Consider the following 12211-nt stretch of genomic DNA (forward strand, 5'->3'; position numbering starts at 1 on the left):
TAAGTTGCTGCACATCTAAATTATCTGTATGCAGCCAATCTCTCAATCCTGAAAGTCATACTATTTTCCCTCGATATATTGCTTTAAAGTATTCCGAATTTGTTTGAGCTGAAATCCCTTAGCAAGTTGGCGCAGCTTCGAGACAAACGGCACTAAGTTAGGCTCTAAACTCTCCAGCTTAGAACTCTCCTCAAAAAATTCTTCAATGTCGCCCATAGCTGCGAGTCTCAAAAGTTTTGCTACTGACTCAGAAGCCGCAGGTAACAGAGAAGAATAAGCAGGAAAATCAGAGGCGGGTGACAAACTGGGAGTTTTGCGCTTTTTGTTTTCCGAAGATTCCCCATAAATCCATTCTAGTCCCAAATGCACGCGCAACTGTTCCAAAAAGTGATTTGCTTCGATCGGTTTGGGAAGAAAATCATCGTACCCTGCGAGGATGCTATCTTGCTGCGTAGCCTCGAAAACGCTAGCTGACATAGCGATTAACACGACATCTTTTACTGGCAACTCCCGCAGTTTTTTTGCAGTTTCTAAGCCATCCATTACAGGCATCCGCAAGTCCATTAAAATCACATCCGGTTGAAATTCAACAGTTTTGCAGAGGCATTCTTGCCCGTTTTGGGCCTCTGCAACCTCAAATCCCAAACGCAGCAGCAGCCTGCACAACAAATCGCGATCCAGTTGATTGTCATCCACGATTAGCACTTTCCGCTTGTTGCCAACAAAACCGACAAGCCAGCGTTTTTCCTGCAAAGGAGACACTTCCAAGTACCGTTTAGCTGCTGGCACTTCTAAATCTACCCAAAAAGTGCTGCCTTTTCCCAAAGTGCTGTGGACTCGAATTTCGGTACCCATTAGTTTCGCTAATTTCTGGCTAATCGAGAGTCCGAGACCTGTACCTTCAACAAACGTATTGCCTCCAACTTGGTGGAAAGGCAAAAATATTTCTTCTAACTTGCTTCTCTCTATTCCCGTACCGGTATCCTCAACTTGAAAGCGGATTTTTAAAGCGTGTTTGGCTGCGATCGGATTGTGGGCGAAGCGCATATAATTTTGTTTCAGTTCCGAACTCAAAGTCGAGAACTCATAATTTTCTCCTTGGCCTCGACTCCAGGCCCCTGTGCCGACATAGCCGACTTTGAAAGTCACACCGCCACTGTTAGTAAATTTCACGGCATTGCTGAGTAAATTTATGAGAATTTGGCGCAATCTTTTTGGATCGACACGAACGCAGCTAGGTAGGGGAGAGACTTGTTCGTAATGGAATAAAATTTCTTTTTGAGATGCCCGCATCTGAAAGAGATCAGCAATGTTTTTCGTGAAATTTAGAAAGTTTAACTCTTCCGGGTAGAGTTCCATTTTTCTAGCTTCAATTTTGGAAAGATCTAAAACATCGTCGATTAACATCAGCAGGTGTTGACCGCACTGTTGAATATTGCTGAGACTTTCTTGGTGATCTGAGTTTAAGTCTTTGTCGGTTTTGAGGATTTGAGCGTAACCTAAAACGCCGTTTAAAGGCGTGCGTAGTTCGTGGCTCATATTGGCAAGAAATTCGCTTTTGGCGCGGTTAGCACTTTCTGCTGCTAATGCAGCTTGTTGGAGGGCAGATTCTGCCAGTTTGCGATCGACAATTTCCGTTTGTGCTTGTTGAAATAGCGTCGATTGCTGGATCGCGATCGCCAATTGCACGCACAATTGCCGGAGGGATTCTATTTCTGAGGAATCCCAGGGACGGGGGCCGCTGCAATCCTGGGCGATCAGCAGTCCCCAGAGCTGATTGTCTGCAGTCGGTTGGGTCGGTGAAATGCTTTCTCGTGCTTTTAAAATCGGCACTATTAAGTTAGCTTTTACTTCAAATCCTTCGAGAAATTTCATGTGGCATTCCGTCAAATTTTCCCGGTAAATATCTTCCATAGATCTAATACCGCCTTGCTGATAAATATCAACAAATTTTTCTCTAAAACAGCCATCAATATTGTTAAAATTTAGCAGCGAAATTCTATCTTTTGCCACGGATTCCACAACAACAAAGCCGCTCCAGTCGGGATTAAAACGGTAAATAACTGTGCGGTCTGTTTGCAAAAATTGCCGCACTTGTTCGACAGCAGTTGTCAGGACTTCTTCTAAATTTAGGGAGGAGCGAATGCGATCGAGCATGGCCACTACCAGCCGTTCTCGCCTTAATTGCTGCTCCAGTGCCATCTCCGCTTGTTTACGTTCGGTGATGTCGGTAATTACTCCCACTAACCCGATTAAATGACCAGTTTCATCTTTAATGCCGTCGGCGCGAAATAAAGTTGTTACCAGTTCGTTGTTTTTAGTGTTGATTTTGAGTTCGCCTTGCCAAGATTTGCCTTTACGGATCGTTTTAAACATTTCTAGCAGCACTTTAGTTTGGGAGTAAATTGCTGTTAATCCGCCTGCTGTGTTTAGTTCTTCTGCTGTGTAGCCGTACTGTTGAACAAAGGCTTGATTGTGGTAGAGCGATCGCCCTGTCAAGTCAGCAATGCCGATCGCATCGCTGGTGCTTTCCACCGCTTGAGTAACTCGCAGCAAATCTAGTTCTGCTTGTTTGCGATCGCTAATATCAGTAATAGTGCCGATATAGCCTTTAATTTCCTGCTTGTCTCCGATTTCTGCAATTGCCTGACCGATCACCCAGATTACCCGACCATCTGGACGCTGAAAGCGGTATTCTGATTTAAAAGGAATTTTCTCAATAATTGCTCGATGCCATTCATTTTTTACCCGAGCAACATCGTCGGGATGTATGGCATTCATCCAGCCAATTTCTGCTGCTAATTCTGCATTTAATCCCGTAATTTCGCTCCACCGTTGATTCACATAAAGGCAATTTCCCAAGGTGTCGGTATGGAATATGCAAACTGGCGATGCTTCTGCTAAAGTTTGGTAGCGTCGCTGACTCGATCGTAGGGCTGATTCTACCTGTTTTCTATTAGTTATATCGCGGACTATAGAAATGATTTCGCCACCGACAAGCATTGTCAGCGACAATTCTTGAGGGAACTTAGTACCGTCCCGGCGCTGACCGGTAGCTTCTATATTGCAGTACCCTTTTTGCAAGAGCATCGGCATTATTTGTAATTCAAAAAATATATTTTCTGCTTTGCTGTAGAGCATTTTCCATTTCTTCCCATACAGTTCGCTAGGGCTAGCCAAGCCGTACATCTTGAGATAAGCGTCGTTGGAATAAATACATTCTTTATTATTATTAAAAATGGCGATGCCATCATAAGCAGCGGCCATTGCTACTGCTTGTCGCTGGAGTTGGGACTCTGCTTGTTTACGAGAGGTAATGTCGTGACCGACTGAGTAGATTAAACCTTCTTCGCTAAATGGCGATGCCGTCCACAGGAAGTATTTGTAAGAACCGTCTTTGCAGATGTAGCGGTTTTCAAAGGAGATACTGGACGTACCGGCGATTAGTTTTGCTCCTTCGGCTGCGGTGGCTTTTCGATCGTCTGGATGAACAAATTCGATCATTGGCTTGGCAAACAATTCACTAATACTGTAGCCTAAAGCTGTTGACCAAGCTGGGTTTAAACGTTTAAAATGACCGTCAAAACCTACAATACAAAGCAAGTCTAAGGAGATGGTAAAAAAACGATCGCGCTCTGTTTGTGCCTGCTTTAATTCAGTGATATCCATCACTAAACCATCCCAGAGAATATCGCCTTCGCTGCCAGATTTGCTCTCAGTAGTGAGCCTTTCTGGTCTCGCCGCTCCTTGCAGCCACTTAACTTTTCCAGATGGTAAAGTCTGCCGCCACTGCTGCTGCCAAGGTTCCAGCGTTGTGGCTGAAATGGCGATCGAGGTTTTTAAATCTAAGAGATCGTCTGGGTGAATTCCCTTGGAAATCAGTTCCGCATTTTGCTCTATTGCTTCTGCCTCTAATTCGTAGAGTTGGCGGCTGCCTGAAGAGATGTAGGGGAAAGACAATTTTCCCGTTGCTGACATTCGTAATTGATAAATTATTCCCGGCAGGTTAGCTACCAATTTTTGAAAGCGAGCTTCGCTTTGTTCCAGGGCTTTTTGTTGCTGTCTGTATTCGGTAAAATCTCTAATTGTACCCACTATTACTTTAGTGCCGTCTGCTATTTGGAAGACGCTTTTTTTGGTAGAAATTATGTGTTCTCTCCCTGCTGAGTCTGTGAATTTTTCTTCGGTTTCCAAGCAGATCCCCGTTGTCAATACTTCTTCATCTTTAGTCCAAAAAACAGCAGCTTCTGATTGGGGGAAAAAGTCATAATCTGATTTGCCGATCAATTCTTGCCGCGATTTGCCGACCAACTGACAAAAAGCATCATTTAATATCATCCAGCGGTGTTGCTCGTCTTTGACAAAAATTGGGTCTGGCGTAGAATTTATGGTGTGGTTTAAAAATTCTTCTGACGCTTTCAATTTTGCTTCGTAGCGGTAGCGATCGCTCACGTCCAACACTACTTCGATTATCCGGTCTATAGACCCGTCCAGGCGGCGGAGGCAACGAAGGGAAACTCGCGTGTGAACTATTTCGCCATTTTTTCTGAGCCACCTTTTGTCTAAGATGTAACCGTCGAGCCTACCTGCTAACATCTGAGAAAATTTTTCACAATTACCCTCCAAATCCTCTGAATGAGTCAACTCTAGCCAATTCTTTTGCACGAGTTCGTAGCGCTCATAGCCCAGCAAATTGCACAGGGCATCGTTAACTTCTATCCAGTGGCAATTTAAAGGAATTTCGCTGTCAATAATTGGAGCGATGATTGCAATGCCGATCAGGGAATTTTCCACCACCGAGCGATATTTTTCTTCACTTTTTCGCAAAGCATCTTGACTGTTCTGGCGTTCTATGGCGTAACGGAGCGATCTAATTAACAGTTCGCTGTCGATTTTTCTTTTTACCAAGTAATCCTGTACGCCGACCGAAATCAACCGCAGGGCAAGTTCTTCGTCGTTTTGGGCGGTCAGAACTACGATCGGCACATTTACCCCGTACTCTTGTACCCGAGCCACCGTCTCGATTCCCAGACTATCTGGCAGTGAAAGGTCTAATAAAATTATGTCAAAAGTTTCTTGATTCAATCGCTGCTGCGCTTCGCTGAGACGCTCTACTTTCGTCAGCACTATACGCTGCGAGCCACCTATTTCTGACAGTAAATCTTCAATCAGCTCAGCTTCCTGAGGGTTGTCTTCTACTAACAGAACTTTAAAGCAGATAGGAGGCAAAGCTAAGTTAAAAACTGCTTTCATAATATTTGTCAATCAAAAAATCTTAAACTAACTTGAATTTTAGCTTTTATTTTCAGGGCAATTATTCAATTGCCCATACATATATATCGACCGTAATATTGCGGGTGAGCAAGCGCTACAAAAATTGTGTCTAATTATTATTCTATCACGCACTAACTAGACTGTCAACGGGAAAGCTTTTTTATTCTAAATTGCAATTTATACCAGTTAATAAATAATCCAAATGTAGCCTAGATGCCAAGCTAAAGAGTCACAATAATGGCCCATTATTTACTTATTATATTTGCCATATAAAATGGGGTTAACTTGTGGAGCCTATTTTATATTTATGAATTAAAATATAGAAATTAATTCAGTTTGCCTACCTTATAGCTTATACCTTTTGACGACAGGATCTCTCAATTAAGCGAGAGTAAAGTAAAAAGTTGAACCTTGCTCCGGTTCCGATTCCACCCAGATACATCCGCCGTGAAGTTCCACAATTTTTTGACAAATTGCTAAACCAATACCTGTCCCCGAATATTCTCTTTGAGTGTGCAAGCGCTGGAAAATTTGAAAGATACGTTTTTGATGCTGGGGAGCAATCCCTATTCCATTATCTGAGACAGAAATTAACCAGTTTTCCTCCTGTTTACAAGCGGTAATATGAACCACAGGCGGTGCATCGTGGCGATATTTAATCGCATTGCTGACTAAATTTTGAAATAGCTGTACGAGTTGAGAAATATCCCCCATTACCGCTGGTAATTCGCTGTAAGTGACAACGGCTTTATTCTCGCGGATCGCCCCTTGCAGGTTCGCCAGTGCTTGCTCGACTGCATGATTGCAATCTGTCAGTTGAAAAGGTTTCCGACTCCGGCCAACGCGGGAATATTCGAGTAAATCGTCAATTAAAGTTTGCATTCTGGTACAGCCCTGAACGATATTGCCGATAAACTTACTACCTTGGCTGTCAAGTTGGTCTTTGTAGCGTTTTTCTAAAAGTTGAGCGTAACTGGCAATGGTTGCTAAAGGCGCTTGCAAGTCATGAGAAGCCACATAAGCAAATTGTTCTAGTTCTGCATTTGAACGCGCTAATTCTTGGTTAGATTTTAATAGAGCAGATTCGGCGCGCTGGCGGTGGGATATCTCTTGTTGAAGTACCAAATTTTGCTCTTGCAGAGCTTTTTCAACAGCGCGGCGGGTGCTGATTTCTTGTTGCAAAATTTGGTTTTTTTCCTGAAGAGTTTTTTCGACGGCTAAGCGGCTCGTGATTTCTTCTTGCAGCAGCATATTTTGTTCTTTTAGCTGCTTTTGTAAATTCCGCAGGCTGAGGTGACTTTCGATGCGGGCGAGCACTTCTTCAAACTGAAATGGCTTGCTGATATAGTCAACAGCTCCCACAGCAAATGCGTTTACTTTGTCAAATACTTCATCTTTAGCGCTGATAAAAATTACCGGGATTTCGCGAGTTTTTGCTTCTAGTTTCAAGTGCTGACAGACTTCGTAGCCGTTCATTTCCGGCATCATTATGTCGAGCAAAATCAAATCTGGTGGATTAGAATTGCAGGCTCTCAAAGCCATTTTTCCGTTAATCACGCAGCGAGGGGTGTACCCCCTCTGAGTCAACATCGTAGACAACAGACGCAGGTTTTCTGGTGTATCGTCTACTACTAAAATGTTTCCTAACGGCGTCCCTGGTTGCTGATTGTTCATTGATTATTTCCCAGTTACTATTTTCTTCACAAAAAATGTTGGCAGCTATTTTATTTAGGACTTACGGAAAACACCCGGTTTCTAGTAGGAATATTGGGGAAAGAAAATGAAGAATTCGCTCATAAACCGGGTGTTTAGCCGTTTATGCACAAGCAAGTCCTGTTATTATTCGTTTACCAATCCTCAAATCCCCAGCAGCAGAGTCAGAGCATTATTGTTCCAAGTCAATCCTTTATCTAAAACTTTAAATCCCGCGACTTCGCACATAGCTTCTAAAGCAGTAGCTGTAGGCAGCCACCAGCACGGCGCAAAATCGTTCATGTCAAAAACTGCTTTCTCAGTTATCCCTATAAGTTGGTTGTTGTTGATGTATGGCCGCCAATAAGCTGTTAAGATAGCTCGTTCAGCGTCGTCCAAAGCGGGAATAAACATTACTCCCGAAGCGGGAATTTCATAGTGACCAAACTCATTTTCTATTACTTCTTGGGTAATAACTGAAGTGAAGATTAAATGCTCGCGAGTTATCTGACGCAAGGCAACTAAAATCTGCAACGGATGGGGGTGATGGTACAAAACTCCTGCACAGTGAGTTACATCGTAAGGCTCGCCAATGTCTGCAAGCTGAATCTGAGTGATATCTTGATTGATACAGTGATAATTAGCAATATTTAAACTTGTCATGCGATCGTGAAAATCTGGCCACCACTGGAGGGATGCCGGCATGGCATCAATCATTGTCAGAGAAACTGCACCGTATTTGCTAGCTACAGATACTTTTTCGTTGACAGTTCCCCACAAGCCGCCGACTTCTGCAAAAGTCTTGCCTTTGACTACTCGGGCGATATAGCGATCGCGAATATCCTTAGCCTCTAACTCTAATAATAGAGTAGATTCCCCTGTTTGACGCTGTTTTTCTAAAATCTCCTTTAATTTTGGGGATATTTCTGGATCTTTTGGTCTAATTTCTAATGCCATCAAGTACAACATTATGGCTTCGTTAAGCCGATCGCTCTCAGCAAACTTTTGGGCTATTTCGCAGTAAAATTCAGGAGCGTGCAGCGGCTGCATTTGGTGGTGATAGTAGCTAGTTGCTACATCTGAATCTACCGGAGTTCTTTTAATTAGAGCCTCACCTAACTTTATGTAAATTTTCGGTAGAGACGGGTCGATTTGAAGCGCACAAAGGTAGGCGGAAACAGCATCGTTCCATGCGTGACTTTCACTCAAAGCATCGCCTAAATTGTAATAAGACCAAGAAATAGTGGGATTAAGTTCAATAGCACGTTGGTAAGCGGTAGCTGCGGCTTTCCACTGTTCGGCTTTTAACAGCGCTGCTCCTAAATTGTGGTAAGTCCAAGAGAATTCTGGATTGAGTGCGATCGCCCGCCGATAAGCGAGTGCTGCTGCTTCAAACTTGTGAAGTTTAACTAAAGTCAAAGCTAAGTTATAATAAGACCAAAATAAATCCGCGTTTAGTGCGATCGCCCGTTCGTAGGCAGCCTCAGCTTCTGACCACTTTTCTAGCTTAAAAAGAGCATCTCCTAACTTGTGAAAAGCTGCGAAAAAATTCTGGTCTACTTCAGTAGCGCGCTGGTAAGCTGCGGCGGATTCAGACCATTGTTCTAATCGCTCGCAAGCTGCACCGATGCTGTAGTAAGACCAAGAATAATTGGGGTTAATTTCAACAGCCGTGCGGTAGGCTATCGCAGCTTCTTGCCATTTTTCTAAATTGAGCAGCACGCTGCCTAAGTTGTAGTATGATAAAAAAGAATTGGGATTTAAATCAATACTTTTTCGGTAGGCAGCCTCCGCTTCGCGCCAGAGTTCCTTAGCTTGCAAAACATTGCCTAATTTGTAATAAAAATCCGAAATCTCCGGCTGGAGTTGAATAGCTTTGCGGTAGTGAACAATAGCTTCGTCCCACTGTTTCAGATCGCTAGCAGCTTCGGCTATTTTGCAATAAGCTTCGCAACAACTCGGGTTTAAAAAAATGGTGCGGTGGTAACAAACTAGCGCTTTTTCGGGCTTATTTTGGGCAAGCAATGTATTACCCAAATCTAGATATTCTTCCGATATTTCTATTGGCTCCAAGATGAGTGCTTGATACCAACAGTCTGTCGCTTCCTCAGCTTGACCGACTTGGGTAAATATCCGGCTCAAATTTCGGTAAAATCCTGCAAAGTCCGGTTGGATGGAGATGGCTTTTTGGTAACAGGCGATCGCCTCTTGCCACTGTTCCAATGTAGCGCAGAGAGTGCCGAGGTTAGCAAAAGCTTCGGCAAAATCGGGTTGCAGGGCGATCGCAACTTTATACCAATACCTTGCGTCTTCTAGTTTACCCTGAGCTTGCAGCGCCTTTCCTAGGGTTTTGCAAGTCTCTGCAGAGTTGGGTTCAGATGCCAAAACTTGTTGGCAAAGTGCGATCGCCCGATCGAAGTTGCCTGTAGCTAAATAAAGTTCTGCCTGTTGCTGAAAATTCACCTGCGCTGTTTCCGAATTCATTTTTTATTTTCCTTTTGAGTAATCATTCCATGTAAAATTATATGCTACACTTTGCCAAAATTCAAGTTTTTCTAAGTAAATCTACCGAACACAAAATAATGCTGAATGTCCGCCACACTAATCTAAACTAGATAATCATAGGTTAACAGCGAGCTAAATAATGTCAACAGTCAATCAAACACCGCTAATCAGCGTAATTATACCTGTATACAATGGCGATCGCTACATCGTACAAGCGGTAGAAAGCGCCCTATGTCAAACTTTTACTAACTTGGAGATTATAGTTGTAGACGATGGTTCGACCGATCGCACGCAGCAAGTATTGCAGCCTTATTTTGACAAAATTCGCTATATATACCAGGAAAATCAAGGAGTAGCAGTCGCCAGAAATATTGCTTCCCAACTAGCGCAAGGCGAGTTTTTGGCATTTCTAGATGCCGATGACTATTTCCTACCATCCAAGCTAGAGAAACAACTAGCTTGCTTTGACGCTGACCCCACCTTAGATATGGTGCAAACAGGTTGGTCGATCGTCGATGAAAGCGGGCGAGAGATTTCTGCTGTCAAGCCTTGGCAGCAAGCGTCTAAATTAGATTTAGAAAGCTTTATTTTATATAAATGCGTGCGGCCGAGTGCGATAATGCTGCGCCGAAAGTGGTGGGTAAAATTGGGCGGTTTTGATTCTCAGTTTCCACTAGCAGAAGATTTAGACTTTGCCTTGCGTTTAGCTTTAAAGGGGTGCAAAGCAGTTTGGTTAGAAGAAACACTTACCTGTTATCGCCAGCACAATTCTAATCTCATGTCAATCGGTTTTCGCGTAATGAAGAATATAGAAATAGTGATGAAAAAATTCTTCGCTCGACCCGATTTGCCTCAGTCAATCCGGAAGTTAAAAAACCCAGAACGCTATCAATGCTTAAAGTGGCTGGCATGGCGGATGTATCGCGACGGTCATCTAGCAGAGATGGCACAGTGTTTAGAAGAGTCATTACAATATACGCCTTTTTCGCCAACAAAAACAGTTTTGAATTGGCTAGAAAGTTTTCAGATGGCTTCGGAAGAATATGGTGAAAATTTTGACGCTTATTCGCTGAGCAAGTTAGCGGAATGGCAAGAGATAATTCTGATGGTGATGACTAATCCACCCCAATCTCAACAGAGTTCTATTCCCACAGCTTCACCAGCGCGTGAAGCGAAGCTATCCCGTAGGGAAACGCACATTCTACTCTACAACACCGACGATCCGGGCGTGGGAGGATTAGCGCAGTATAATCATGCCATTCTTTGTCAGTTAGCCTTGTTAGGCTATCGAGTCACTTGCGTGCAAACCAAACATTCTAGCCCCTTGCTGGAGCGAGAACGAGAGTTAGGTATAGAGCATTTGTGGCTGGATTTTAGCGGCCATAAAGATTTACAGCGTGTGTTAAGAAATACTCAGGATGCACGAGAGCTTTTTGCTAGCAATCAACCAGATATGATTATTTTTAGCGATGGTTGGTCCTTTTCCAATTTTGCAGCTAAACAGGTAGTTATTGAAATGGGAATACCATACATGATGGTGATTGGGTTAGTTATGCCAGAACACGCAACTTTTGCCTGCGGGGATGTAGTGCCTTATGTAGAAGGAGTGCTCTACCACTGCCTGCAAGCTAGAGCCTTGATTGTTGGCGCTTACGAACATTTGAATTTATTATGCCAAGATTTCAAGTTGCCAAAAGAGCGAGGACAAGTGATTTACTTGGGGCGTTCTCCCAAATATTTTGCACATCCTAATGCTGCGGCTCGTCAACGCCTGCGACAAGAAATAGACATTCCTGAAGATGCGATTGTCTGTTTCACATCGGCTCGATTGGCATCGATTAAAGGGCATCGATATCAAATCGAAGCAATCAAGCAGTTGCAGCAGTCTCCTGTGTGGTCTAAACTGTATTTTGTGTGGGCAGGAACTGGTGATGGAAGCGCTGACAATGTAGAAATAGAATTGAGGGAAACTATTAAAGAGTTAGAGGTGAGCGATCGCGTAAAGTTGATCGGACAGCGCTGGGATATCCTAGATTGGCTGGATGCTAGCGACATATTCATTTTGACTTCTCTGGCAGATGCAGCGCCTTCTCTTGCCGTCATGGAAGCGATGGCTAAGGGATTGCCGGTAGTTGCAACGGCTGTGGGCGGTATTCCTGAAGGGCTTGGCGATACTGGGAAATTGTTGCCCGATCCGAATACCGATCCAGAAGGAACCGCTAGGGAATTGGCGAAAACTGTAGAAGCTTGGGCGATGAATCCAGAATTACGGCATCAAATCGGTCAAGCTTGCAAGCAGCGGGCCGAAAAACTATTCAAAGAGGAACGGATGTTGGCAGAGTCGATGGAGGCGATCGAAAAAGCTTTAGTTTGCGATGATAATCAAACAGATCAATTTGTTACTCAAAAAGAGGTTCAGAGGTCAATAACGAAGATAGAAAGCCGGGTGCATTACAGCTCTTTAGTGTGGAATGCTTGGCAGGCTTACTGTCAAGAAGATCTAAGCAGAATGCAGAAGTCGCTTCAAGAATCTTTGAAGTACACACCTTTTTTGACGACAGAAACGCTATTAAACTGGGTCGAATATTTTGGCAATTTCTCGTCAGCTAAAGGGCATAATTTAGATACATATTCTCTAATTAATTCAGCAGAATGGCAACAATTAGTCGAGCAAGTACAGGGTATTGAATCTGTATTTTATGCACGCTAAAACACCAGATTTACCTTGAAAATTCGGATG

The 12211-nt window shown here is 43.5% G+C and carries 4 protein-coding genes; 1 reads left to right on the top strand and 3 read right to left on the bottom strand.

The features are described from left to right. Positions 1-60: 60 nt before the first annotated feature. From QUA57_RS00130 to QUA57_RS00140, 3 genes are all read right to left on the bottom strand, one after another. On the bottom strand, positions 61-5253 hold the full coding sequence (locus tag QUA57_RS00130; RefSeq protein ID WP_333058800.1) for a PAS domain S-box protein: 5193 nt from the start codon (positions 5251-5253) through the stop codon (positions 61-63). Positions 5254-5655: 402 nt separating this feature from the next. Continuing rightward, the gene (locus tag QUA57_RS00135; RefSeq protein ID WP_333058801.1) at positions 5656-6948 is read right to left on the bottom strand and encodes an ATP-binding protein; all 1293 of its coding nucleotides are present in this window, start codon (positions 6946-6948) and stop codon (positions 5656-5658) included. A 183-nt stretch (positions 6949-7131) separates the two neighbouring features. Then, entirely contained in the window at positions 7132-9450 is a 2319-nt protein-coding gene (locus QUA57_RS00140) for a tetratricopeptide repeat protein (RefSeq protein ID WP_333058803.1), read from the bottom strand. Between the two features lie 160 nt (positions 9451-9610). Here QUA57_RS00140 and QUA57_RS00145 point away from each other — a divergent pair, with 160 nt between their 5' ends. Further along, positions 9611-12181, top strand: a complete 2571-nt coding sequence (locus QUA57_RS00145) for a glycosyltransferase (RefSeq protein WP_333058805.1) — start codon at positions 9611-9613, stop codon at positions 12179-12181. Positions 12182-12211 lie beyond the last annotated feature (30 nt).

The organism is Microcoleus sp. Pol7_B2 (genome assembly GCF_036701035.1).
Classification (GTDB): Bacteria; Cyanobacteriota; Cyanobacteriia; order Cyanobacteriales; family Microcoleaceae; genus Microcoleus.

What these genes read in the sequence shown, in the direction of transcription:
- QUA57_RS00140 (WP_333058803.1), bottom strand. Translation starts at nt 9,450, where the DNA reads ATGAATTCGGAAACAGCGCAGGTGAATTTTCAGCAACAGGCAGAACTT.
- QUA57_RS00135 (WP_333058801.1), bottom strand. Translation starts at nt 6,948, where the DNA reads ATGAACAATCAGCAACCAGGGACGCCGTTAGGAAACATTTTAGTAGTA.
- QUA57_RS00145 (WP_333058805.1), top strand. Translation starts at nt 9,611, where the DNA reads ATGTCAACAGTCAATCAAACACCGCTAATCAGCGTAATTATACCTGTA.
- QUA57_RS00130 (WP_333058800.1), bottom strand. Translation starts at nt 5,253, where the DNA reads ATGAAAGCAGTTTTTAACTTAGCTTTGCCTCCTATCTGCTTTAAAGTT.